The organism is Micromonospora sp. WMMD558 (assembly GCF_049315255.1).
Classification (GTDB): Bacteria; Actinomycetota; Actinomycetes; order Mycobacteriales; family Micromonosporaceae; genus Micromonospora.
This window is the reverse complement of sequence record NZ_CP186061.1, coordinates 4942951-4966008: the sequence shown is the minus strand read 5'-3', so window position 1 is coordinate 4966008 and position 23058 is coordinate 4942951. Positions and strand designations below refer to the sequence as shown.

The following is a 23058-nucleotide window of genomic DNA, read 5'->3' as shown; positions in this document are numbered from 1 at the left end:
CGATCACGACTAGTTGAGCGAATCAAGTAACTGTTCTAGGCTGGGAGCCGTGGCACTGTCGAACCGACCCGCAACCACCTCGTCCGAGGCCGAGGCTGCCATGTTCGACCTGGTCGACATCTACGACCGCGCCTACGAGGCGGCCGCGGCCGAGTTGTCGCTCAGCCCGGCGCAGGCATGTGTGCTGGGGCGACTCGACGAGCGACGCGGCATGGGCGCCCTGGCCGAGGAACTCGGCTGCGATGCCTCCAACATCACCCAGATCGTCGCGCGTCTCGAAGCGCTCGGCCTCGTGGCCCGCGAACCGGATCCCCGGGACCGCCGCGCACGACTGGTCGCGCGAACCCCTCGGGGAAACGAGATCAACCAGCGGTTCGCGACGGCCTTCACCTTCGCCCGCACCGCGGTCGGACGACTCTCACCCGACGAACAGGACCAGTTGACGGCGCTGCTGCGCAAAGCACTGGGCTGACCGCCGGTAGGAGCCGGCCACGCCGTAGCCGAGAGCAATGATGCGCTGCGCGCATCAGGGGAGAGCAACGAGATGAGACCACTTCGATACTCGATCAACGTCACACTCGACGGCTGCTGCCATCACGAGGCAGGGCTCCCCCCGGACGAGGAGTCGATGCGCTACTGGACCGCTGAGATGGAACGAGCCGACGCCCTGCTGTTCGGCCGGGTGACCTACGAGATGATGGAGTCGGCGTGGCGGCAGCCGGCCACGGGCACGTGGCCTGACTGGATGAATGAGTGGGAGATCCCGTTCGCCGAGACCATCGACCGGGCGAAGAAGTACGTCGTGTCGAGCACGCTGAGCGGGGCCGATTGGAATGCCGAGCTGGTGCGAGGCGACCTGGGGCAAGCGGTTCAGCGGCTCAAGCAGGAGCCAGGCGAAGGCCTGTTCGTGGGTGGCGTGACGCTCCCTCTGGCGTTGGCGGATCTGGGACTGATCGACGAGTACGCGTTCCTTGTGCAGCCGGTCCTTGCCGGACACGGGCCGACGTTGCTCGCCGGTCTGCGCGAGCGCATCCAGCTCGAGCTCGTGGATCGCCATGAGTTCCGGTCGGGGGCGGTCGCCCTGCGATACCGGCCCGCGAGTAACGGCTTGACGTGATTAGTCCTGGCACTTGCCGAGGGCCACGCAGTCAGGGCGGGCGCCGATCCCCATCGGACCGGCTTCGAGCCGGCCGCCGTCGAGCTGGCTCGGGTGGTGGTGGCGGTCGAGCTGAGGGACGCCGGGGGAGCGGTGCACCGGCATGTGAAGGTCACGCAGCGGGAGGCGGTGGCGGCGGCTGCCGGCCGAGTATCGGGCCGCGTACCTGGTGGATGTCGCGCGGGCGTACCTCCAGCTGGGTTACCTGCGCGGGGCGGCCCGCGCGCTGGTCGAAGCGGACGCCGTCGCGCCGGCCGAGGTCCGGTGCCGGCCTCTGGCGCGTACGGTGGTCGCCCAGGGCCACCCGGCGCCGGCCGGCGTGGCGCGACTGGCCGCCCATCCGCTGCGCTGGCGGCTGTTGACCGAGCTCGCGGCCAGCGATTACCGGGTCCGGGAGTTGGTGACGCTGGTGGGCGAGCCGCAGAACCTGGTCTCGTACCACCTGCGGCTGTTGCGCGACGCGGGGCTGGTCACGGCCGCCCGCAGCAGCTTCGACGGCCGCGACAGCTACTACCAACTGGACCTGGACCGCTGCGCGGACGCACTCGCCGCTACCGGGGTGGCCCTGCACCCTGCGCTGCGCCGGGAGCGCGTCGCGCCAGATGTGCCACCGGCGGATCTGTCTCGCTCGCCCCGCATCGGCGTGCTGTTCCTGTGCACCGGCAACAGCGCCCGCTCGCCGATCGCCGAATCCCTGCTACGTCACTACACCGACGGCCAGGTCGAGACGGCAAGCGCCGGTAGCCAGTCCAAGCCCCACCTGCACGCCGACGCCGTACGGGTGCTCCGCGAGGAGTTCGACATCGACATCACCGCCCAGAGCCCCCGGCACTGGGACACCCTGTCCGGTCGACGGTTCGACTACGTCATCAGTCTCTGCGACAAAGCCCGCGAGGCGTGCCCCGACTTCCCGGATCAGCCCCGGCGGGCGCACTGGAGCATTCCCGACCCCGCCGCCACCGGCGGCACCGATCAGGCCGGCTACCTCGCCTTCCGGCGCACCGCGGCTGTCATCGCGACCCGCGTCCGGCACCTGCTGCCCGTCCTCAGCGCCATCCGATCCTGAAGGAGATCCAGCCGTGACAGCCTCCGAACGGTACGCCAGTGTCCGCTACATCGTCGACGACGTGCAGACGGCCGTCGACTTCTACACCACCCATCTCGGCTTCGTCCTGAACACCAGTGCCGCGCCGGCCTTCGCGGACGTGGTGCGCGGCCCGCTGCGGCTGCTGGTCTCCGGCCCAAAAAGTTCCGGCGCCCGCGCCACGCCCGACGACGCCACCACCGCCGGACGCAACCGCATCCACCTCACTGTCGACGACCTGGACGCCGAGATCGATCGACTACGAGGTGCCGGGTTGTCGTTCCGTAGCGACGTCCTGGCCGGCGTCCCCGGAGTCCTCGCGCTGCTGGCGCCGGTGGCGACCTGTTCCCCTCACTGTCCTTGCCGGGCGACAGAAAGTTGTCCTGCCACCGATATGACCGTCAGGAATATTTATGCCTGACAGTCATACCGCTCGGTCCGGCAGCGTTTGTCGTGGCTACGGCTTCCAGTCGCGCCGGAGCAGGCCGTAGAGCACGAAGTCGGCGAAGCCGTCGCCGTCGTACTCGCGCTCCCGCTGGGTGCCCTCGTGCGTGAAACCGCACGCCTCCGCCGTCCGCCGCATGGCCGTGTTACTGGCCAGCGTCTCCAGTTCCAGCCGGCGCAGGTTGCGGTTGCGGAAGCCGTACCGGCAGAGCAGCCGGATCACCTCGGTCCCGTACCCCTGGCCGCGCGCCTCGGGAACCAGGGCGATGCCGAGATGGGCGTACCCGTTGAACGCGTTGATCCCCCACAGCACGCCGCGACCCAGGAAGGTGCCGTCGGCCACCGTCTCGGCCAGCAGCAACACCGGCGACTGGCCGTCGGGCGGCTGGGTGACCTGCTTCTCCAGCCACGCCCGGAGCTGGCCGACGTGGCGCGGCAGGAACGGCTCGCCGTCGGTGATCAGGTGCAGCTCGGGATCGCCCTTCAGGCGGAACAGGTTCGGCGCGTCGTCGGGCGTGGGTGGGCGCAGCCGGACCCGTTCGGTGGCGAACACGGCACGACGCTAACAGCCGACCGGCGTGACCACCGACCGGTTAATGCCGGGCAGGCGGTGATGAGTTGTCGGGCCCGTGGCCGTCATACGTAGGACGGGACACCACGAGGCGGAAGGATGACGTGATGGCTGCAGAGCTGCGGGAGCTGGGCGAGGTCGACGAGCGGGCGTTCTCGGGGCTGGCGGAGCGGCACCGGCGGGAGCTGCACGTGCACTGCTACCGGATGCTCGGGTCGTTCGAGGACGCCGAGGACACCGTGCAGGAGACATTCCTGCGTGCCTGGCGGCGGCGGGAAACCTTCGCGGGGCGGTCGACGTTCCGGGCCTGGCTGTACCGGATCGCCACCAACGCCTGCCTGGACCTGCTGGCCAAGGTCCGCCCGGAGCCGGCGACCGGGGGTGAGGTGCGGTGGTTGCAGCCCTACCCGGACCGGCTGCTCGACGAGTTGCCCGCGGGCGACGCGGACGAGCCGGAGGCCGTCGCCGTCGCGCGGGAGACGATCGAGCTGGCGTACCTCATCGCGGTGCAGCACCTCGCGCCGCGCCCGCGGGCCGTGCTGATCCTGCGGGACGTGCTCGGCTGGCCGGCGAAGGACGTCGCGGAACTCCTCGGCGACTCGGTCAACTCCGTGAACAGCGCGCTGCAGCGGGCCCGCGCCGGCATGCGGGAGCACCTGCCCGCCGAGCGCCAGGACTGGACCGGCGGCGAGGAGGACACCGGCACCCGCGAGCTGGTACGCCGCTACACCGAGGCCAGCGTGGCCACGGACGTGCCGACGCTCGCCGCGATGCTGCGCGACGACGTACGCAGCTCGATGCCGCCCACCCCGGGCCTGTACGTCGGCCGCGACGCGGTGGTGAACGACTGGGTCGAGGGCGGCTTCGAGGGCATGACGGGCCTGCGCGGCATCCCCACCTTCGTGAACCGGCAGCCCGCCGTCGCCTTCTACCACTGGCGGGAGCGGGAGGGCGCGTACCTGCCGCTGGCGATCGACGTCCTGCGCGTCACCGGCGGGAAGATCACCGAGATCGTCACATTCCACGACGACCGGTTCCCGCGGCTCGGGCTGCCGGAGCGCCTGCCGGCGGACGGCACGGCATGAACAGCATGGATGACACCAGGCTGTCGGCGTCGACTTCGCGGTCACCAACAGCAGCGAGACGATCCCGGTGCCCGGGATCGCCGTGGTGACCGGCTTCTTCTCGGTCGTGGGCATCGTCATCGCGGTCGCTCTTCGTCGGTGGAGCGCTCGCCCCGCCGAGCGATTCGTGTGGACGGCGGTGTCGCTGACGGCGATCTCGCTGGTCCCGCCCATCCTCTTCGGGGCTGACGCCGCCACCGTCACCGCCCTGATCGGGCTGCACCTCGTCGCTGCGGCGGTGATGATCCCCGCCCTGGCGCGAAGCCTCCGCGCCCGGACCGACTGACGGTTCCGTCACCGGACGACGCGCGCGCCGTCAGGCGTGCTGGAGCGACCTCCGACGCAGAGTCGGCGGCGGTTCCTCACCGCGGCACGACGGCGATCACGTCGATCTCCACCAGCATGCCGGGCAGCGCCAGGGCGGGCACCGGGATCAGGGTCCAGGCCGGCTTGCGGTCACCCCACACGCGACCGAACTCCTGTTTCACCACCCCGAACTTCTCCTCGTCGTGGTCGACGACGAGGAGGTTGAACTTCGCCACGTCCGACATGGTGGCGCCGGCGGCGGCGAGCACGGTCTCCGTGTTCGACAGCGCCTGCCGGACCTGCGTCCCGAAGTCCTCCGACAGGACGCCGTCCTCGGTCTCGCCGCCCTGCCCCGCCGGAAGGATCATCCGCCAGCCGGCCGGGAAGACCGCAAGATGCGAGTACGCGTTCGGCCGAGGATCGTAGAGCCCCTTCGGGTTGACGAACGTCAGCTCGTCGATCTCCCCCGCACGAATGTCACCGGCCATGTCGCTCTCGCCCCTCTGCATCTGCTGTGGCGTCCACTGTCAACGACCGACCTTAGTTGCCCACGGTGCTTGGAACGTGACTAATCGTCATCGCGGCGGCGCTGACCCGCGAGGTGCTGCCGGGCTGGCCGGAGGATGCGTTCATCACGAACTGGCCGATGCCGGAGCACTCGGCCGAGGACGTTCCGAGGGGTTGGACGAGCGGTGCGAATTTGATGCAGGGCGAGATCGGCGTTCACACGGAGTGCTCCACGGTCTTGGGCAGCAGTCGACCGCGCTCTATGTTGGCTGGTGGGGGAGTTCGCGCGGGTCGCGGCGGCAAGGAGCCGCTGGATGCCTTTGCCTTGCAAGTGAAAGCAGATTGGGTGCAGGTTGGCGAAGTGGTCACCGCGCCCGAAGTGCTCACCGAGTTTGGGCAGGGCAGAGGGCTCTGGCCTGCGGTGATGCAGTCGAGCGGTGTGGCGTGACCTCCCGGAGAAGACCGAAGTTGTCAAGTTGGACCCGCGAGTGAGCGGCCCCGGCACCTGCGGCCGACGGCCTATTCGCTGGCGGCGTCCTCGATGTGGATCCCGAGCGCGCCCGCCAGCGTGTAGGACAACGCCGCGAGGTCTTGGTGGGCGATGGCTGCTCCTGCCATGCTGGTCACTCCGCCGATCCCGGAGAGCAGGCAGTTGGCGAAGCGGGTGCCGTTCATCGTCGCTTGGGAGAACTGGGCGCCGGTCAGGTCGCAGTGGGTGAAGCGCACGCCGGTCAGGTCCGCGTTTTGGAAGTCCGCCCGGGTCAGGTTGCAGTCGTCAAAGGTGACGTCGGTGAAGTTGGTGAACCGGAACGACGACAGGTCCAGCCGGCACTCGGACACCGTCACGTCGCGCAACGCCCCGTTGATCCAGTGCACGCCCGTCATCCGAAGCGTCGATAGTCGAGTCCGGATCATGGACGACTTCTCCGCCCGCAGGTTCGCCAGGTTCGTACTCTCGAACAGGCAGTCGGTGATGGCTGCCCCGTCGAGCTGGACACCGCTGAGGTCCGCGCCCTTGAATCGGCACTGCGCGAGTTCCACTCCGTCGGCCGCCTGCCCGGACAGGTCGAGATCGACGAATGCCAGCCGTCGGAACGTCGATTCGGGCTCAAACCTGTGCTCTTCGGCTGTAGCACGTTGCAGCGAGGCCGGCGGTCTCGGCTTCGCCGGCACCCGATAGCGGGCGACACCCGAACCACTACCACGAGACGTCCGCGCAGCCATCCGCGCACTCTAGCCGCGGGCGTCGTGTCCACCGCCTGGCACACGCCGCACCACCCGCGCTGCCGTATCCTGGAGCCTCTTGACCCGCCAGGGCGGCCAGGCTGGCCGTTGTCGCCGTATCCCGACGGGGACTATCACATCTACCTGTCGGAGGACTTCCGGTTCGGCTCCTTCGGACATCCGTGGGAGTCGTCGCTGTGCATTTTCGGTGCTGAGCTGCTCGACGCGATCGCCGCCGTTCGCCGATCGCTACCGGGCTCGTGGTGGGAGGTCTGTACGTTGCCTGCGTCGCGGTGGCGTGGTCAATGGGTGGACGCCTGAAGCTCGGGGTTATGCCGGCGCATCTCGTCGATGAGCGCCTCCAGCGAGTACGGCAGGGCGGACTCTGGCACGTTGACCGGCGGGAAGCCGGATGCATAGTTCATCCGCAGGAGGGCGCGGCGGACGAACCCGGCTCGGGCAATCACCGCATTCGGGTCATGCGGCAGAACCGCCAGCATTCGTTGCCCCCCGACGGAGTGGATCTTCACGACGCCGATCTCGCGCCAACCGAGCCGGCCAGCCGAGGCCAATGACGCCCGGTCGGTGATGCCCTCCGCGTCGACCTGCAGGGTCGGTCGCCGATAGGCCAGTTCGAGGAGAAAATAGACGCCGGCCAGGCCGAAGAACGCAATGCCGACCACCGCGACGACAATGCCGACGAACCCACCGAGCGAGGCATCAATGATCCACAGACTCGCTAACACGAAGGCGGCGGAGGCGAGCAACAGAAGCAGCAGCGTCGATCGGGGAGCGTAAACGCGGACCGTTTCCACGACGAGAGCGTACTGCCGTCCAACCATGACGCCGTCACGTGATCGACGAACAGCTAACCATCCTCGTTTGCCGCAGACCGCGCGCCGGGTCACCGAACTCGACGCGGAGGCCGGCGCCCGCGCCCTCGACGGCTTCGTCGACGGACTTCGCGCCGCCCACGACGGCACGTCCTGCCACGTCACCGTCCTCGGGCACAGTCACGGCTCGACCGTCCTGGTAGAGGCGGCCAGCACCGGTGACGGCCTCGCCGCAGACGACATGATCGCCGTCGGCAGCCCCGGCATGCGCGTCGACGACGCCAGCGAGACACCCAGCAGGTGTGGGCCGGAGCCGCAGCCGACGACACCTTGGTCGCCCGGCCCGAGGAGCACGCCACCTGGCTCACCGGCCTGCCTATCGTTGGCCCGTTCTGGCCGTACTCGACCACGGGGAAACGCCATGACCCTCCACCACCGGGCGGCTTGGCGGCATGCTGCCGCCCTCACAGCCGTACTGATGATCCTCACCGCCTGCACCGGTGGCGGCATCTCGCGCGGCAAGGACGACTCCTTGCAGACCAGAGCCACCGCCGAGGTGAAAGGCCTGGCCGAGGCTAGTGCTCAGGCCGTCGCCACCACCGTCGGCATCCCGCTGAATGACTGGCGGACCAACACCTCGCCCTGCGTAGGCGAGCGAGGCGAGATCGCCGACGACGGCCGCTGGACGTTGAGCGGCTTCGCCGGGATACCCGTCGCCCCAGCCGACCAGATCACCTCGCTGCACCGGATCCGAGACAGGTGGCGGCAGCAAGGCTACGAAGTGACCGAAGACCGCATCTTCGCCGACGGCACCCGAGGCGCAGTCTCCATGCGGGATCCCGGAACAGGGATCACGGTCAGCCTCACCACCACGAAGAGCCGAGACAGCATCGCCTTGATCCTGGCCAGCGACTGCTACCTGCCCGCAGCCGGAGAGGACCCTGCCAACGCCTGAGCCAGCCGCCACTCAGCGAGAACCATCATCCGTCGGGGAGCTGACCCCGGTGCGACCCCAACGGACCGCAACTGCGCCGGCGGGTGTGGCGCGCCTGGCGACGGTGGTCGGCCTGACCCGGTGGGCGTGCCGTGTCGGGGATGGTTGGCCTACTGGCCGAACGTGGAACGCAGGTTCTCGTTGATCAGGAAGTTGAGGCGCTTGCGCAGGTGACCGAGGAGCGACGGGTCCGGTAGCGGCTCGACGACCAGGAGCGTCCAGCGCAGCTGGGTTCCGTAGATACCGTCAAACGCCAGGTGGAAATGCACCTCGGCGTCTGGCCGCCGTGGCCACAGCGACGACCAGACGACCAGGTGCGGGTGCTCGGCGCGGAGGACCCGGGGTGCCTGTTCGTCATCGAGCAGCCGCAGCCAGGGACGCCGTGGATCGCGGTCGGGCGTGGTGAGTGCCTCGAAGACGGCGGCCGGTGGGGGCGGCTGGTTACGCATGCGGCTACCGGCCTCGAGCATGCCTCAGCGTAGCGGCGCGTCGGGCAGCGCTGATCAGCGCGGCGGTGTGGGGCTTCCGGGCCGCACCAGGCCAGCGACGACCAGCAGGTCAGATGGTGACGACGACCTTCCCGGCCGGGTGCCCCTCCCTGAGGTGCCGGATGGCGTGCGCTGCCTCGGCGAGGGGATAGCTGCGGTCGACCGCCGGGGTCAGTGCACCGGCTTCGATGAGCTCCCGCAGCGTGTCCAGGTCCTCGGTCCGCTCCATGGCGCTCACGCTGCGCAGCCGCTGGCCGACGAAGAGGGACAGCAGCGGCGCGCGGACCATCTGCCGGTCGTAGCCACTGAGCAGCGGGCCCTTGGTGTACGCGCCGCCGACCAGCGCCAGCGTCCCGCGCGGGGTGAGGGCACGGCGCAGGAGTGAGAACGGCCGGTCACCGCCGGTGTCGATGACCACGTCGTAGACCGGGCCGTCACGGTCGATCTCCTCGCGCGTGTAGTCGAGGACGTCGTCGGCGCCGAGGGCGCGTACGACGTCAGCCCTGGCCGGGGCGCAGACGCCCGTCACTGTCGCGCCGTACGCCTTGGCGATCTGCACGGCGTGGGACCCGACGCCGCCCGACGCGCCGATCACCAGCACCCGGTGCCCCGGGCGCACCTCGCCGCTGTCGCGGACCGCGCGCAGCGCCGTCATCCCGGAGACGGGCACCGCGGCGGCCTGCGCGAACGACAGGTTGGCCGGCTTGCGGGCCAGCCGCCGCTCCGGCGTGCTGGTGAACTCGGCGTACGAGCCGCGCAGGGAGGTGCCGTACACCTCGTCGCCCGGCCGGAACCGGGTCACCCGGGCGCCGACCGCGGTCACCACCCCGGCCAGGTCCCGGCCGCGCACCGGCACCCGGGGCCGGCGCAACCCGCTGGCCAGCCGCGCCAGGTAGGGGCGGCCGGTCATGAAGATCCACACCCCGGGGTCGACCCCGGCCGCGCGGACCTGGACGAGGACGTCCCCGTCGCCGATGGTCGGCCGGTCGACGTCGCGGAGTCGGAGCACGTCCGCCGGGCCGTAGGTGTCCTGGACGATGGCCTTCACGGTGCCGCCTCCTCGGGGTACTGGAACACGTCGTCGAGCCGCACGTCGAACACGTGGGCGATCCGGAACGCCATCTCCAGCGAGGGCGAGTAGCGGCCCTGCTCGATGGCGATGACGGTCTGCCGGGTCACGCCGATCCGCTCGGCGAGCTCGGCCTGGGTCATCTCGTCGTGCGCGAAGCGCAGTGCGCGGATGCTGTTCGTGACGCGGGTCGGCTTCACCACTGCGGGACACCCCTGCGGTAGACGATCACCTTCGCCAGGGAGCCGACCACCGCCGACAGGACGAAGCACAGGTAGACGACGTTGGCGATCCAGAACCAGTCCCACTCGGCCAACGCCATCAGCATCGCCGACACCGCGCCGACGACCACGAACGCCTGGCCGACGTGGTCGCCGAGCCGCCCGATCTCCCGGTCGCGCACGTCCTTGGCGCGGGACGCCCGGGGGTTCACCACGCCCATCCCGATCTCGGCCACGATGTTCGCGACGATGGCGCCGCCGACCGTCCACAGCAGAACGCCGGCGTAGGGGGTGGCGGCGAGCGGCCCGCCGTCGACCCGGCTCAGGACGACGGCCACGTAGACGGCGTACCCGACTGCGCTGACGACCAGCATGGTCCAGGCGCGTTTCTCCTCGTGCGTCATGACCGACTCCCATGTAAAGAATCCTTGACATGGTCAGAGTAAAGCGTCTTTGACGCCGTGTCTAGAAACTTTTACATGCGCGGGGAGTCCCGGTGACCGGCGTTATTGGCTTGTTGCCCTGCTGGCCCGTGCCTACCGTGAGGCGATGACCTCGAGGCTGCTGTCGGTGACCTTCGATGCCCGCGACCCGGCTCGCCTGGCGGAGTTCTGGGCCGGCATGCTCGGCCGGGAGATCGTCGAGGACGCCGATGGTGCGCTCCTGCCCGGCGACGACACCCAGCTCAGCCTCCGGTTCGCGTCGAGCCGCGCGGAGCTGGTGCGGCCGAACCGCATGCACCTGCACCTGACCAGCGACAGCCCCGCCGACCAGCAGCACCGGGTGGCGACGGCGCTGCGGCTCGGTGGCGGCCACCTCGACGTCGGGCAGCGCCCCGATGAGGGGCACGTCGTCCTGGCCGACCCCGAAGGCTACGAGTTCTGCGTGATCGCACCCGGCAACACCTTCCTCGCCGGGTGCGGCCCGCTCGGCGAACTCGCCTGCGACGGCACCCGGGAGGTCGGCCTCTTCTGGCGCGACGCGCTGGGCTGGCCGCTGGTGTGGGACCAGGACCAGGAGACCGCGATCCAGTCACCGCACGGTGGCACGAAGGTCGCCTGGGGCGGTCCGCCGGTGGCCCCGAAGAAGGGGAGGAACCGGCAGCGATTCGACCTCGCCGTGGCCGGTGGCGACCAGCGGGCGGAGGTCGAGCGGCTGGTCTCTCTCGGGGCCACTCGGCTGGAGGTCGATGAGGACGGCGCCGTCGTGCTGGCCGACCCCGACGGCAACGAGTTCTGCCTGAGAGACAACTGATCGCCCGGGTCAACCGGAACGCCTCAGTGGTCGACCACGTCGCTGAACATGACCGCCGCAGCTCCTATCGCATCCCAGAATCCCCGTGCCCACTCTACGTAGCGTTTGATTGCACTCATCAGGAAGCCCAACTGGCCCTGATCCGTGTGCGTGTAGATAAATGCGTGACGGGGGAGGAGATGCTGTCTCCCCCGTCACGCATTTTCACCGGCGCGCAGGTGCCACGAACATGCCGACCGAGCCGCACGTCCGCGCCGCGTCCTTGAACTGGTCTCCGTCAACCACGTAGACCACCGCACCCCACGCCGGGGTGGTCGAGGGCTCCGTCCCAGGCGTCGGGCCTGCCGTTGCCCGCTTCACACACCCGTACAGGTGCGTCGGCGCATCACCCCCGAACACCTTCTCCCACCCTCGTCGGCAGGCGTCGACGGGCGTTTCGCCCGCCCGAGCCGGCACCTCACCCATGCCGCGCAGGCCGGCGGTCGCGCAGAGGAAGGCGTCGGCGTTGGCGGGCAGTGCCTCCGACGGCGCTGTCGGTGCGCCATAGCCGCCGATCGCAGCCGTCGCCCCGCCGGCAAGAAGCGTGCCGAGCACCACCGCCGCGCCTACCGTCACCGCCCGCCGCTTGGATCGCTGCTCCACCGCAGGTCGGGGTGTCTCCAGAAGGCGAGCCAGCAATGCCGAACCAGGTGCGGTACGAACAAAGTCGGGCCGGACGTCAGGACGAGCTCCCGCGATGCGGGCACCGGTTGACTTGCGGTCCAGCTTCACACCTGCCCCCTCGCGTAGATGGTGAACGTCTTGTCCAGCGCCGGTTGCTGATCCTGTTGTTCGCCGGCCTCGTACACGCGCTCGAACCTGCGGCGGGCGCGGTGCAGACGCACCGCCAAGGTGGCGGTTGTGCAGCCGAGCACCTTGGCCGCTTCCTTGCTGCTCAGGTCGTACCAGTAACGCAACAGGAGCACCTCTCGGTCCGGCTCTGGCAGCTCCTGCAGCGCAGCGGCAACGCGGGTCCGTTCGTCGACGACGGCCGCCATGCCGGCGACGCGCGGCTCACCGATCCCCTCAAGCCTGGTCCGCAGGGCAGCGTGCGTGGCGCTGAGCCGGCGATGCTCAAGCATCAGCCGACGCGCGACGCCGAACAGCCAGGGACGCTCCTCGCCGGGCCTGACCGCCGGCAGTCGACGCCAGGCTACGAGGAAGACGTCGGCGACAAGGTCGTGCGCGTCATCCGTTCCGAGGCGATCGCAGACGTAGGCGTAGATGTCGTTGCCATGACGGTGGAACAGGTCGGTCAAGCGTTGTCGTTCCGCCGCTGACCGCTCAGCATCTGGCACCGGTCCTCCAAGTGGTGATCTGACACTAGTACTTGTCGGCACGGGCGTGCTTGCTTACCGCTTCGCGCAAGATTCAGCGGCTTCTCTTCAGGCCTGGCGTCAGCGGCGCGTCGCGAGCACCACGCCGGCCAGGCAGAGCGCGCCGCCCAGCAGGGCGAGTGGCGCCGGCACCTCGTCCAGCAGCAGCCACGACAGCAGGACGGTCACCGGCGGTGCCAGGTAGGTGGCGGCGGTGGTGCGCCCCGCGGTCCAGCGGGACAGCACGTAGCCCCAGGCGAGGAAGCCGACCGCGGTCGGGAAGACGCCCAGGTAGAGCATGCCGAGGGTGGCCGCCGGCGGGGCGGTGGCGAGCTGGCCGAGGAGCGTGGGGGCGAACGGCAGCAGCGCCGCGGTCCCGGCCAGCGCGCCGAGCCAGGTCATCGTCACGGCGTCCACCCGCGCCAGCAGGCGCTTCTGGAGCAGCACGCCGAAGGCGTACAGCAGGGCGGAGAGCAGCGCCAGCGCGACGCCGAGTTTGTCGGCGTGTCCGGTGAAGCCGCTGGCCGCGATCAGGGCGACGCCGGCGAAGGCGATCGCCACGCCGGCGCCGAGCCGGCCGGTGAGCCGCTCGCCCAGGACGAGGACCGCGGCCACCGCGACGAGGATCGGCGCGACCGCCACCAGCAGTGCCGCCGTCCCGGCGTCGACCAGCCGCTCGGCGGCGTTGAGCGCCACGTTGTAGCCGCCGAACCACGCCACGCCCCACAGCGCGATGAGCCCCAGGGTGCCGCCACGGGGCAGAGCGGCCCGGCGGGGCGCCGGGCTGTGCGGCTCCGGCGCGGCGTGCGGAGAACGGGCGCGTCGCAGCCCGGCGGTGAACGCCACGAACGCGCTCAGCGCGACGGACGCCGCCGCCATGCGGCCCAGCGCCAGGGCGCCGGGGGAGTAGTCGTGCCCGACGAAGCGGATGCCGACGAACGCCGACGCCCACAGGAACACCGTCGTCCCGGCGGCGACGAGGGTGGGCCAGGACCGGGGGTACGCCGCGCGGGCGTGGTCGCCCTCGGTGGCGTCCGGCCGGAGCGGGGCGGCGGTGAGGTGTGCAGGGGTCATGGGGTGATTCTCGTGCGCCCGAATGTTCAGCACCAGCGACTGTTTCTTCACAACTGTTCAGTGGGGCTTTACTGTTGCGGGGTGCTCGACGTTCACCGCCTCCGGGTCTTCCGCTCCGTCGTCGCGTCCGGGTCGGTCCAGGCGGCCGCCGCCAACCTGGGCTACACCCCGTCCGCCATCAGCCAGCACCTCACCGCACTCCAGCGCGAGACGGGCCTCACCCTCCTCGCCCGCGCGGGGCGGGGCCTTCGGCCCACCGCCGCCGGGCACGCCCTGGCCGCCGAGGCGGACCGGGTGCTCTCCCGGCTCGGTGCGGCCGAGTCGCTGATCGCGGACCTGCGAGCCGGCCGCACCGGCGCACTGTCCATCGCGTACTTCGCATCCGTGGGCGCGGCGTGGATGCCGCTCGTGGTGCGGTGCATCCTCGCCGAACACCCCGGTGTGCGGCTCGACCTGGAACTGCGCGAACACATCCCGGACAGCCGGGAGGAACGCGCCGACCTCCAGGTGGTCGTGGCGGGCGCCGGCTTCGACCCCGGCTCGGGCTTCACCGCCCACCATCTCCTCGACGACCCGTACGTGGCCGTGCTGCCCGCCGGGCACCGCCTCGCCGGGCAGGAGGAGGTGGACCTGACCGACCTCGCCGACGAGCGCTGGGTCGACAACGACTTCGCCCGCGGCTGGTGCCGCGCCAACCTCATCGAGGCGTGCACCGCCGCCGGCTTCAGCCCGGCCTTCCGGGTCGAGGCGCACGACTACCCGACGGCGCTCGCCTTCGTCGCGGCCGGCATCGGCCTCACGGTGCTCCCCGCGCTCGGCGCGGCACACCTGCCCCCCGGCGTGACCAGCGTCCAGGTGGTCCGCCCGACGCCGATCCGGTCGATCCGCGTGGTGGTGCACGACGCGGTCGAGCACACGCCGGCGGTGCGGACGGCGGTCGCCGCGCTGCGGGAGGCCGCCACGTCCGCGTACGCGGACGGTCGGGGCTGATCGGATGCGGTCGTCGGGATCCTGACTCCCCAATTGCCCGCATTGTGACTGTGGCTGGCGAATTCCTGTCCTGATTGCCTGGGGCTACGAATAACTGGGCCATTTCATTACGCGAGGAAGCGTGCCTTCGCGGTGCCGCTGTGCGTCGCGTCACATGGCTGGGGAGTGGGCGGAAGATCGTCCGCCGGGATTAGTGTCCGCGGTGGCAATGGGATTGTCGCCGGTTGTTCATTCGGATGCGCATGCTGCCCTTGACTTCCGGGTTGCGATCACCACTCAGCGTCCATACTGCCTGGTCACAGCCCTCGCAACAGCGAGGGGACTTGCGTCGACATCAACCCGCCGGCATCGCAACTCCCACCCGCCGACAGTGAAGGACGTTCTCCGGCGGAGGACGCGGAATTGCGGCGCTGGGATTTGCGCACCGTTTTCGGCCGCCCGGTGGCGGTGTCAATTATCCGGCATTCGATCACGTTGCGCCGAATGCAATTCAGTCGATACGTTGCGGTGGCCCAATCGGGGGCACGAGGAAAATAGGAGGGGCACTTGAAATCAACCCTGCGATGGTCCGCAACGGCCAGCCTGGCGCTCGCGCTGGTCGTGACCGGACCGACGGCCGCCGAGGCCAAGCCGACCACGACCGACAAGAACGGCAACACCACCACGGTCGCCCGCACCAGCGACGGTCGCGCGATCACCAACGCGAAGATCGCCAAGGAGGTGACCGCGTTCTGGACGCCGGAGCGCATGGCCAACGCCGTCGACCTGGACATCGCGAAGCGCCCCGGCGCCACCGAGTCCTCCGACCGGGTGGCGAAGCCCGTCGGACCGGCGGGCGCGGTCGCGCCGGTGAAGCCGAGCGTCGCCAGCACCGGCGACATCAGCATCCAGCTCAACGAGTCGGCGGTCGTCGGCAAGGTCTACTTCACCACCCCGTCCGGCGGTACCGCCTCCTGTTCGGCGAGCGCCGTCGCCAGCGGCAAGCGCCGACTCGTCATGACCGCGGGTCACTGCGTGCACCAGGGCCGCGGCGGGCAGTGGTACCGCAACTGGCAGTTCGTTCCGCGCTACCGCCATGGCGCGCGGCCGTTCGGCACGTTCGTGGCCTACCAGCTCACGACCCGCACCGCGTGGATCAACAACAACAGCTACGACGAGGACATGGGCATCGCCATCATGCACAACGGCGGTAACTGGGGCCTCAAGGTCGTCGACACGGTCGGCGGCCACGGTCTGCGCTGGAACTGGGGCTACAACATTCCCCTGATCACCGCCCTCGGCTACCCGTCGAACCTCGGCGGCGGCGAGGTCCAGTGGTACTGCCAGAGCGGCACCTGGCACGCGGGCGGCCAGCAGATCCGGATGTGGTGCAACATGACCTACGGCTCCAGCGGCGGACCCTGGCTGCAGGAGTACAACGACCAGAACGGCCTCGGGTACATCAACAGCGTCGTGAGCCACGGCGACAACCCGGGCAACGGGCAGTTCGACGGCCCGTACTTCGACAACGACATCAAGAGCCTCTACGACTTCGCGGAGGGTCTGTCCCCGGCGTGACCCACGTGCACACCGGAGCCCCGGCCCCACGGCCGGGGCTCCTCACGTGCGCGGAGGCGTCGTCGGCGCAGGTCCACAGTGGTGGAGACGCGGCCAGCTCCAGGCCACCGGTGGCCTGGCGGCCCGGCGGTTTCGGCGTAATTCCCGGCGTCGCAGGACGTTAGGCTTCGGCGCATGGTGACGTGGCGGCGTGATGGCCGGGTGGCGAACACCGCGCTGGTGGTGGTGGTCGGCCTGGTCGCGTTCATCGGCCTGGTGGTGCAGTCGCGTGGCATCGACACCGCCGCCGAATGGCTGGCGTTGCTGGCTGTGCTGGCCTCTGCCGCCGCGCTGTACCTCCGCCGTCGCCGTCCGGTGGCGGTGGGCGTGGTGGCGCTGGCCGCGGTTGTCGCGTACGGAGCACTGCTGCACCGGCCCGGTCCGGTCATGCTGGTGTTCGTCGTGGCGCTCTACACCGTCGTCGACGAGGGGCACCTCGCGGTCGCGATCGGACTCGGTCTCGCCTCGGTGGTCGCCTTCGCCGTCGCGGACAGCTACACCAGGACCGCCGACAGCGCGAACGGGGCGACGCTGCTGCACGCCGGCTGGCTCGTCGCGGTCATCGTCGGCGTGACCCGCAACCGCCGGGCGTACCTCGCCGAGGTGCAGGCCCGGGTGCTCGCGGCGGAGCAGAGCAAGGAGGCGGAGGCCCGGCGCCGGGCGACCGACGAGCGATTGCGCATCGCCCGCGAGCTGCACGACGTGCTCGGCCACCACCTCTCACTGATCAACGTGCAGGCCAGTGCCGCGCTGCACCGCCCGGACCCCACCCGGTCCGAGCAGGCGCTGACCGCGATCAAACAGACGAGCAAGGAGACGCTGCGGGAGTTGCGCACCGCGTTGGGCATCCTGCGGCAGGAGGGCGAGGCGCCGACCGCGCCCGCACCCGGGCTGACCCGGCTCGACGAGTTGGTGACGACGGCCGGACGGTCCGGACTGGAGATCCGCACCGAGCTGGCGGAAACCCGGCCGCTGCCGCCGGAGGTCGACCTGGCGGCGTACCGGATCGTGCAGGAGGCGCTCACCAACGTGACCCGGCACGCCGGTGCGACCGCCGTGGTGGTCCGCGTCCGGCCTGACCGCGACGACGTGTTGGTGGAGGTCGAGGACGACGGCACCGGCGCACCCGGCTTGCCGGGCAAGGGGATCCTGGGCATGGGCGAGCGGGCCCGGGCCCTGGGCGGTTCGCTGACCACGGGCCCCGGACCGGGTGGCGGCTTCCAGGTGCGCGCCCGCCTACCGCTGCGGCCCGGCCCGGCACCGGCCGGAGCGCCGGCATGATCCGGGTGCTGGTCGCCGACGACCAGACGCTGGTACGCGCCGGATTCCGGTCCATTCTGGATGGTGAGGACGGCATCGAGGTGGTCGGCGAGGCCGCCGACGGTGCCGAGGCGGTGCGGCTCGCCCGACACCTGGGACCGGACGTCGTCCTCATGGACATCCGCATGCCCGGACTGGACGGCCTGGCCGCCACCCGGGAGATCACCGCGACCTCCGCGGTACGCGTGATCATCCTGACCACGTTCGACCTGGACGACTACGTCTACGGCGCGCTACGGGCGGGCGCGAGCGGCTTCCTGGTCAAGGACACCGAGCCGACGGAGCTGATCCACGGGGTGCGGGTGGTGGCGCGCGGTGACGCGCTGATCGCGCCGTCGATCACCCGCCGGCTGATCTCCGAGTTCACCGCCCGGGTCACGCATCCGGACCCGGGGCCGCGGCTGAGCGCGCTCACCGAGCGGGAGCGTGAGGTGATGGCGCTGGTCGCCGCCGGCCTGTCCAACGACGAGATAGCGGCGCGCCTGGTGCTCAGCCCGGCCACCGCGAAGACGCACGTCAGCCGGATCATGACCAAGACCCAGGTCCGCGACCGGGCCGGTTTGGTGATCCTCGCGTACGAGTCCGGCGTGACCGTTCCCGGTTGGCTCGCCCGCTCCTGACAACTCAGGCGGCGCGGCGGGAACGCACCAGGGCCAGCCCACCGAGGACGACGGCGATCAGCCCCACCACCAGTGCCAGGTAGCCGCCGCCTCGCCCGTTGCCGGTGCCGACACCGCTGTCGGAGGTGGCCACGACCAGCCCACCGAGGGCCATGCCGGTCAGCCCCGCCACCAGGGCCACGGTGGCTCCGAACCGCCCGGAGCCGGTGCCGGTCCGACTGGCGGGTCGGGCCAGAGCCAGCCCTCCGATGACCAGGCCGGCCAGCCCCAGCACGGCGGCGACGCTGGCACCGAGCCGCCCGGCGCTCATGCTGTCGACGCTGACGGCGAACGGTTGGGTGGAGACGTGCGCGGCCGCTGGTGCGGCGGACCCGAACCCCCCGAGCAGGGCGGCTGCGGCGGCGACAAGCAGGTGACGGACGTTCATCGGGGACCCCTTCGCTGGCGTGAGGACTACACGAGGCAGCGTATGGACGGGTGTGCTCACCAGTCGTCATGCCGGAGTTGCCGATCGGCGTACCACCTGGGTTGCGCGCGCTCCGCGCGTCGTACCACCGGAGTTGTCCTCCTGCGGCCGTCGTCAGGCGCGAGCTTGACCGATTGGTGCACCGGCAACCCGGGCCGCAGGTCACGATGGGCCCGGGGCGTCGTTACAGCAGGGAGACGGCAGTGCGGATCTTCGTCGCGGGCGGAACCGGGGTGCTGGGCCGGCCCCTCGTCGAGGCCCTGGTGGATCGGGGTCACGAGGTCACGGCCAGCACCCACCGGAGCGAGAACATCTCCGTCGTCGAGGCGCTCGGGGCGCGGCCGGCGTTGATGGACGGGCTCGACGAGGCGGCGGTGCGTCGGGCGGTTCTCGGCGCCGCACCGGAGGTGATCGTCAACGAGATCACCGCGTTGTCCGCGCCGGCGCGTGACTACGCGACGTGGCTGGAGTTGACCAACCGGCTGCGGAGCGAGGGTACGAGGACGCTGATGGCGGCGGCCCGTGAAGCCGGCACCCGTCGGGTCGTCTCGCAGAGCGCCAGTTTCATGACCGAGCCGGGGGGATCGGAGCCCACGGACGAGTCGACGCCGCTGTACCTGGACGCCCCGGAGCCGATCCGGAGCCACGTACAGGCGAACATCGCGGCCGAGGCGCTGGTGTCGGGCACACCGGAGATCGAGGGCGTCGTTCTCCGGTACGGCTTCCTCTACGGCGAGGGCACCGCGATCGGGCCGGGTGGCGACTGGGCAATCGGCGTCGCGTCGGGTGATCTGCCGATCGTCGGCGAGGGCACCGGCCACTATCCGTTCGTCCATGTCGGTGACGCGGTCGCCGCCACCGTGCAGGCGGTCGACCGGGGACGTCCCGGCATCTACAACGTCGTGGGGGACGAGCCTGCCCCGCAGGCCGACTGGCTGCCGTACCTGGCCGAGATCCTGGACGCTCCTCCGCCGCGGCGCATCTCCGTGGCGGAGGCCGAGGAACAGATCGGCGTCCAAGCCGTCTACTACGGCACCCAGCTCCGCGCGGCCAGCAACGCCAGGGCCAGGTCGGAGTTGGGGCTGAGCCTCACGTACCCGTCGTGGCGGGAGGGGTTCCGGGAGGTGTTCGGGTGATCGCCGCGGGGGACGGCCCCGGATCGGCGCCTCAGGTGGCGCGGCCGGTGGTCAGGGTCGCGAACACCACGATGTTGTCCCGGTACGACTTCGCCGCCTTGTCGTAGGTGCCACCACAGGTGATCAACCGGAGCTGCGCCTTGCCGGTGTGGCCGTAGACCTGGTTCAGCGGGAGCTTGGCCTTCGGGTAGCGGGCCACCCCGTCGACGACGAAGGTGGCATTCTTGCCGTCCTGGCGGAGCACCTCGATGGTGTCTTTCGGTTTCAGCGCGCCCAGGCGGAAGAAGACGGCCCGTCCGCTGACCCGGGAGTCGACGTGGCCCACCACCACGGCGGTCCCCACCTCGCCGGGAGTCGGCCCCAGCTTGTACCACCCGGTCGTCCTGGGTTGGTTCAGCGGCGGGACCGCGATCTGCTGGTTCCGGTCGAGCCCGAGCGGAACCGTCGGCGCGTCGACGCCGATGCGCGGGATCTTGATGCGGGTCGGCTGGGAGCGCACCATGCCGACCACCGTCGGAGCGGGAGACGGGCGGGTCGCGGCGGACCCGCGGGCACGGCGCGGCGCGCCGGGCGTCGCCCCGGTGCTCGGCGACGCGCTGGTTCCGCTCGGCGTCGGTGCTGCTGCCGTGGTGGGTTGGTCCGACGGCGGTGACAGCAGGAACTCCGGTGCGGCGGCGGGATCGGGCTGCGGCGGCGGCCCGACCGGATCGGGAGCCGTGGCGGCGAGCCCGACCAGCCCTGCTCCGGTGAGGATGACAAGGACGACCAGGGAGAAGCCAGCGGCACGCCACGGGAAACCGTGGCGGCCGCTGGCGCTCCTCGCCGCCTCAGGCGGCAGTGCCATTGGCGGACCGCCGACGCAGCAGGGCGATGCCACCGAGCACGCCAACGCCCATCATGCCGGCACCGGCCGCCGTGAGGGCACCGGTGTTGGTGTCGGAGAGCGCGCCACCGTCACCGGCCGCGACGCCGGCCGTCCTCGGCAGCACCCAGGCTCCTTCCGGGCCCGCGTACGCGCCGCCGGGAGCGGCGGCGGTGGCGGCGCGCTGGCCCACCGGCGAAGCGGCCTCGACCATCCGGAGGAGATCGCCGAGGAGGTCGACCTCCACGTCCAGCTCGACGTCGAGGTCGCGGATGCAGACGACGATGACCTTTCCGGTCTCGTTGTTGTTCGTCGCCGCCTGCGCCGCGTTCAGGTTGAAGGTGACGACGCTGTCCGTGATGGTGTTGTCCTTGATGATCTGGTCGATGTTCTGCTCGTTGATCTGCTTGGTGGTCGCGCAGATGACCCCGTTGCCCTGCTTGTCCTTCAGGTCGAACGTCTTCGGCTTGTCGTCCGACTTCCGGCCGGACTTCCCGTCCGACTTCCCGTCCGACTTCTGTCCCTGGTCCGACGTCTTGCGGTCCTTGGATCCGTCGTCGTACGCGGCGAGCGCGGTGGCGGGCGTAGCGAGCAGCAGGGCGGCGCTGCCCAGCACCACGCCGCCGGCGAGCTTGGTCAGAAAACTCATCGAACTGTTCCTCACTCTCTCGTGGTGGCTCTGGAGGACGAGCCACGTCGAACGTTAAGCGGATTCATCCGAAAGCAGAGGAAATTCCAGGTTTCGTAACATCTAAGGGGTGAGAGGCAATAAGTAGTTAATTCATGTTGTTTGAGAGCTACGCGCCCTGTCTGTCCCGTCTGGGCGGTGGCGCGCCGCCGTCGGTAGGGTCCACCCATGACGGCGCCACGGGAGCAGCGGCGGGTGTTCGGCGAGGTCGCCGACGCCTACGACGACGTCCGGCCGGGCTACCCGGCGGAGATCCTGGACCTGATCACCGCGTACGCGGGCCGGGCGCCGAGGACCGTGGCGGAGTCGGGCGCGGGGACGGGCAAGGGCACGGCGCTGCTGCGTGGCCTCGGCGTACCGCTGACCTGCGTGGAACCCGACCCGGCGATGGCCGCGCTGCTGACCCGCCGCTTCGACGGCGACGACCTGGTGTCGGTGGTGGTCAGCCGGTTCGAGGACTGGACCCCGCCGCCGGGCGGAGTCGACCTGCTGGCCAGCGCGCAGGCCTGGCACTGGGTCGACCGAACCCGGCGCAGCCGCCTGGCCGCCGAGGCGCTGGCGCCGGGCGGGGTGCTCGCGGTCTTCGGGCACGACTTCGGCTTCGTCGACGCACGACTGCGGGCGGAGCTGGACGCGGTGTACCTGCAGCACGCGCCGGAGATCGCCGACCAGCCCGGACGGCCGGTCAACACCCGCCACCCGGGCGTGTTCCACCCGGACGAACTGCGTGGTTCGCCGTGGTTCATCGACGTCGAGGAGCAGCGGGTCGTGACGGTGGTGCCGTACGACACCGCCCGTTACCTCACCCTGCTGTCCACCTTCTCCCCGCACCGGATGCTGCCCGAGCAGCAGCGGTCCCGCCTGCACCGCGCCCTGGCCGACCTCGTCGACGCGCGCGGCGGTGTCGTCGAGCAGCGGTTGACCACCGGGCTGTGCCTGGCGCGCCGGGTCAGCCGATTTCCGCCCGCTCGCGGTCACCGGGGTTGAGGGCCTGCCACATCTCGCGGGTCATCTCGTACTCGACCTCACCCAGCTCGCTTCCCGGCAGCGGGTCGTCCCAGGACGGGAAGTACGTGCGCACGTACCGCATGCCGACGGCCTCCATTACGCCCCGGGAGCCGGCGTTCACGGCCATGGTCTGCGCGATCACCCGGCGCTGCCCGACGGTGTCGAAGGCGTGCCGCAGGAGCGTGCGGGACGCCTCGCTGGCCAGGCCCCGCCGCCAGCAGCGACGGAGGATGCGGTAACCCAGGTCGCTGACCGTGGGGTCGTCCGGCTGGTCGGGGCCGTGCGCCGGCGGGAGCATCATCAGCCCGACGAAGTCGCCCTCGTCCTCGCTGGCCGGCGGCGTCGAGCCGCGCGCCCCGCCGTCGGTGCCGAACGCCGTCCAGTAGCCCAGGCCGTCCACCGTGTCGGCGAGGGCCATCCGCTGCGCGTGTGACGCGACCACCTCGTCCCGGGACCGCGCCCGGCCGTAGAGGTAGCGCAGCACCTCCGGGTCGGAGTCGAGCTGGACCTCCAGCTCCAGGTGCCGGTCGGCGAGGGGGACGAGCAGCAGGCGGTCGGTGCGCAAGTTCGGCTGAGGCACCCGGCAACGATCGCACGACGCGTCGGGTGCGGCGATCCGATTTGGCGGTGGCCGACGCTCATTGAGCAACCATCGGTTGCGCTAGGTT

General features: G+C 70.6%; 31 protein-coding genes. 16 read left to right on the top strand and 15 right to left on the bottom strand.

Annotated features, from left to right (window positions below; translation table 11 throughout):
* Positions 1-49: 49 nt before the first annotated feature.
* From ACN26Y_RS23630 to ACN26Y_RS23615, 4 genes are all read left to right on the top strand, one after another.
* Entirely contained in the window at positions 50-472 is a 423-nt protein-coding gene (locus ACN26Y_RS23630) for a MarR family winged helix-turn-helix transcriptional regulator (RefSeq protein ID WP_422733538.1), read from the top strand.
* Positions 473-544: 72 nt separating this feature from the next.
* The gene (locus tag ACN26Y_RS23625) at positions 545-1117 is read left to right on the top strand and encodes a dihydrofolate reductase family protein (RefSeq protein WP_422733537.1); all 573 of its coding nucleotides are present in this window, start codon (positions 545-547) and stop codon (positions 1115-1117) included.
* 208 nt (positions 1118-1325) lie between these two features.
* Positions 1326-2222 carry an ArsR family transcriptional regulator gene (locus tag ACN26Y_RS23620; protein ID WP_422733536.1) on the top strand — a complete coding sequence of 299 codons (897 nt, stop codon included), beginning with the start codon at positions 1326-1328 and terminating at the stop codon, positions 2220-2222.
* A gap of 13 nt (positions 2223-2235) precedes the next feature.
* Complete coding sequence (locus tag ACN26Y_RS23615) at positions 2236-2661, top strand: VOC family protein (protein WP_155332385.1); 426 nt, start codon at positions 2236-2238, stop codon at positions 2659-2661.
* A 36-nt stretch (positions 2662-2697) separates the two neighbouring features.
* Here the strand turns inward: ACN26Y_RS23615 and ACN26Y_RS23610 are convergent, their stop codons facing one another.
* Complete coding sequence (locus ACN26Y_RS23610; RefSeq protein WP_422733535.1) at positions 2698-3237, bottom strand: GNAT family N-acetyltransferase; 540 nt, start codon at positions 3235-3237, stop codon at positions 2698-2700.
* Positions 3238-3362: 125 nt separating this feature from the next.
* Between ACN26Y_RS23610 and ACN26Y_RS23605 the strand changes: the two genes are divergently transcribed.
* Together ACN26Y_RS23605 and ACN26Y_RS23600 are read left to right on the top strand one after the other, a co-directional pair.
* Entirely contained in the window at positions 3363-4340 is a 978-nt protein-coding gene (locus ACN26Y_RS23605; RefSeq protein WP_422733534.1) for an RNA polymerase subunit sigma-70, read from the top strand.
* A gap of 67 nt (positions 4341-4407) precedes the next feature.
* Positions 4408-4665, top strand: a complete 258-nt coding sequence (locus ACN26Y_RS23600; RefSeq protein WP_422733533.1) for a DUF6069 family protein — start codon at positions 4408-4410, stop codon at positions 4663-4665.
* Between the two features lie 76 nt (positions 4666-4741).
* Here ACN26Y_RS23600 and ACN26Y_RS23595 read toward each other — a convergent pair whose 3' ends face one another.
* Positions 4742-5173 carry a RidA family protein gene (locus tag ACN26Y_RS23595; RefSeq protein WP_155332382.1) on the bottom strand — a complete coding sequence of 144 codons (432 nt, stop codon included), beginning with the start codon at positions 5171-5173 and terminating at the stop codon, positions 4742-4744.
* Positions 5174-5388: 215 nt separating this feature from the next.
* On the opposite strand from ACN26Y_RS23595, the gene ACN26Y_RS23590 reads away from it, so the two are divergent.
* Positions 5389-5640 carry a hypothetical protein gene (locus ACN26Y_RS23590; RefSeq protein ID WP_155332381.1) on the top strand — a complete coding sequence of 84 codons (252 nt, stop codon included), beginning with the start codon at positions 5389-5391 and terminating at the stop codon, positions 5638-5640.
* Positions 5641-5711: 71 nt separating this feature from the next.
* Here the strand turns inward: ACN26Y_RS23590 and ACN26Y_RS23585 are convergent, their stop codons facing one another.
* Positions 5712-6416, bottom strand: coding sequence for a pentapeptide repeat-containing protein (locus tag ACN26Y_RS23585; RefSeq protein WP_155332380.1), 705 nt, complete (start codon positions 6414-6416; stop codon positions 5712-5714).
* On the opposite strand from ACN26Y_RS23585, the gene ACN26Y_RS23580 reads away from it, so the two are divergent.
* Entirely contained in the window at positions 6309-6737 is a 429-nt protein-coding gene (locus ACN26Y_RS23580) for a DUF2716 domain-containing protein (RefSeq protein ID WP_370463270.1), read from the top strand. The genes ACN26Y_RS23585 and ACN26Y_RS23580 overlap by 108 nt on opposite strands.
* Here the strand turns inward: ACN26Y_RS23580 and ACN26Y_RS23575 are convergent.
* Entirely contained in the window at positions 6719-7231 is a 513-nt protein-coding gene (locus ACN26Y_RS23575; protein WP_155332379.1) for an STM3941 family protein, read from the bottom strand. The genes ACN26Y_RS23580 and ACN26Y_RS23575 overlap by 19 nt on opposite strands.
* 25 nt (positions 7232-7256) lie before the next feature.
* Between ACN26Y_RS23575 and ACN26Y_RS23570 the strand changes: the two genes are divergently transcribed.
* Positions 7257-8204: an alpha/beta hydrolase gene (locus ACN26Y_RS23570; RefSeq protein WP_422733532.1), complete on the top strand. Its 948-nt coding sequence runs from the start codon at positions 7257-7259 to the stop codon at positions 8202-8204.
* Between the two features lie 149 nt (positions 8205-8353).
* Here ACN26Y_RS23570 and ACN26Y_RS23565 read toward each other — a convergent pair whose 3' ends face one another.
* The 4 genes from ACN26Y_RS23565 to ACN26Y_RS23550 all read right to left on the bottom strand — a co-directional run bounded on the left by ACN26Y_RS23565 (position 8354) and on the right by ACN26Y_RS23550 (position 10425).
* A complete protein-coding gene (locus ACN26Y_RS23565; RefSeq protein WP_155332377.1) occupies positions 8354-8713 on the bottom strand; it encodes a hypothetical protein in 360 nt (119 codons plus the stop codon).
* Between the two features lie 88 nt (positions 8714-8801).
* Positions 8802-9779: an NAD(P)-dependent alcohol dehydrogenase gene (locus tag ACN26Y_RS23560; RefSeq protein ID WP_155332376.1), complete on the bottom strand. Its 978-nt coding sequence runs from the start codon at positions 9777-9779 to the stop codon at positions 8802-8804.
* Entirely contained in the window at positions 9776-10003 is a 228-nt protein-coding gene (locus ACN26Y_RS23555) for a helix-turn-helix transcriptional regulator (protein WP_155332375.1), read from the bottom strand. The genes ACN26Y_RS23560 and ACN26Y_RS23555 overlap by 4 nt, the downstream gene beginning before the upstream one ends.
* Positions 9997-10425 carry a hypothetical protein gene (locus tag ACN26Y_RS23550; protein WP_422733531.1) on the bottom strand — a complete coding sequence of 143 codons (429 nt, stop codon included), beginning with the start codon at positions 10423-10425 and terminating at the stop codon, positions 9997-9999. Before ACN26Y_RS23550 ends, ACN26Y_RS23555 begins: the two co-directional genes overlap by 7 nt.
* Before the next feature lie 145 nt (positions 10426-10570).
* On the opposite strand from ACN26Y_RS23550, the gene ACN26Y_RS23545 reads away from it, so the two are divergent.
* Positions 10571-11275, top strand: a complete 705-nt coding sequence (locus tag ACN26Y_RS23545; RefSeq protein ID WP_422733530.1) for a VOC family protein — start codon at positions 10571-10573, stop codon at positions 11273-11275.
* Positions 11276-11479: 204 nt separating this feature from the next.
* On the opposite strand, the gene ACN26Y_RS23540 is transcribed toward ACN26Y_RS23545, so the two are convergent.
* The 3 genes from ACN26Y_RS23540 to ACN26Y_RS23530 form a co-directional block, all read right to left on the bottom strand.
* Positions 11480-12046, bottom strand: a complete 567-nt coding sequence (locus ACN26Y_RS23540) for a hypothetical protein (RefSeq protein ID WP_422733529.1) — start codon at positions 12044-12046, stop codon at positions 11480-11482.
* Entirely contained in the window at positions 12043-12573 is a 531-nt protein-coding gene (locus tag ACN26Y_RS23535; protein ID WP_422733528.1) for an RNA polymerase sigma factor, read from the bottom strand. Before ACN26Y_RS23535 ends, ACN26Y_RS23540 begins: the two co-directional genes overlap by 4 nt.
* Positions 12574-12711: 138 nt before the next feature.
* Positions 12712-13704 carry a DMT family transporter gene (locus tag ACN26Y_RS23530; RefSeq protein ID WP_422733527.1) on the bottom strand — a complete coding sequence of 331 codons (993 nt, stop codon included), beginning with the start codon at positions 13702-13704 and terminating at the stop codon, positions 12712-12714.
* 81 nt (positions 13705-13785) lie between these two features.
* On the opposite strand from ACN26Y_RS23530, the gene ACN26Y_RS23525 reads away from it, so the two are divergent.
* The 4 genes from ACN26Y_RS23525 to ACN26Y_RS23510 all read left to right on the top strand — a co-directional run bounded on the left by ACN26Y_RS23525 (position 13786) and on the right by ACN26Y_RS23510 (position 18230).
* Positions 13786-14694: a LysR family transcriptional regulator gene (locus ACN26Y_RS23525; RefSeq protein WP_155332369.1), complete on the top strand. Its 909-nt coding sequence runs from the start codon at positions 13786-13788 to the stop codon at positions 14692-14694.
* Between the two features lie 546 nt (positions 14695-15240).
* Complete coding sequence (locus ACN26Y_RS23520; protein ID WP_155332368.1) at positions 15241-16251, top strand: trypsin-like serine peptidase; 1011 nt, start codon at positions 15241-15243, stop codon at positions 16249-16251.
* 174 nt (positions 16252-16425) lie between these two features.
* A complete protein-coding gene (locus ACN26Y_RS23515; RefSeq protein WP_422733526.1) occupies positions 16426-17571 on the top strand; it encodes a sensor histidine kinase in 1146 nt (381 codons plus the stop codon).
* On the top strand, positions 17568-18230 hold the full coding sequence (locus ACN26Y_RS23510) for a response regulator transcription factor (protein WP_155332366.1): 663 nt from the start codon (positions 17568-17570) through the stop codon (positions 18228-18230). The genes ACN26Y_RS23515 and ACN26Y_RS23510 overlap by 4 nt, the downstream gene beginning before the upstream one ends.
* A 4-nt stretch (positions 18231-18234) precedes the next feature.
* On the opposite strand, the gene ACN26Y_RS23505 is transcribed toward ACN26Y_RS23510, so the two are convergent.
* A complete protein-coding gene (locus ACN26Y_RS23505; protein WP_422733525.1) occupies positions 18235-18657 on the bottom strand; it encodes a DUF6223 family protein in 423 nt (140 codons plus the stop codon).
* A gap of 242 nt (positions 18658-18899) precedes the next feature.
* Between ACN26Y_RS23505 and ACN26Y_RS23500 the strand changes: the two genes are divergently transcribed.
* Positions 18900-19832, top strand: coding sequence for an NAD-dependent epimerase/dehydratase family protein (locus ACN26Y_RS23500; RefSeq protein WP_422733524.1), 933 nt, complete (start codon positions 18900-18902; stop codon positions 19830-19832).
* A 31-nt stretch (positions 19833-19863) separates the two neighbouring features.
* On the opposite strand, the gene ACN26Y_RS23495 is transcribed toward ACN26Y_RS23500, so the two are convergent.
* Both ACN26Y_RS23495 and ACN26Y_RS23490 read right to left on the bottom strand, forming a co-directional pair.
* Positions 19864-20676: a class F sortase gene (locus ACN26Y_RS23495; protein WP_155332363.1), complete on the bottom strand. Its 813-nt coding sequence runs from the start codon at positions 20674-20676 to the stop codon at positions 19864-19866.
* Positions 20660-21343, bottom strand: coding sequence for a hypothetical protein (locus ACN26Y_RS23490; protein ID WP_155332362.1), 684 nt, complete (start codon positions 21341-21343; stop codon positions 20660-20662). Before ACN26Y_RS23490 ends, ACN26Y_RS23495 begins: the two co-directional genes overlap by 17 nt.
* A gap of 207 nt (positions 21344-21550) precedes the next feature.
* On the opposite strand from ACN26Y_RS23490, the gene ACN26Y_RS23485 reads away from it, so the two are divergent.
* A complete protein-coding gene (locus tag ACN26Y_RS23485; protein ID WP_155332361.1) occupies positions 21551-22369 on the top strand; it encodes a class I SAM-dependent methyltransferase in 819 nt (272 codons plus the stop codon).
* Here ACN26Y_RS23485 and ACN26Y_RS23480 read toward each other — a convergent pair.
* Complete coding sequence (locus ACN26Y_RS23480) at positions 22332-22970, bottom strand: GNAT family N-acetyltransferase (RefSeq protein ID WP_155332360.1); 639 nt, start codon at positions 22968-22970, stop codon at positions 22332-22334. The two genes, ACN26Y_RS23485 and ACN26Y_RS23480, sit on opposite strands and share 38 nt — an antisense overlap.
* Between the last annotated feature and the right edge of the window lie 88 nt (positions 22971-23058).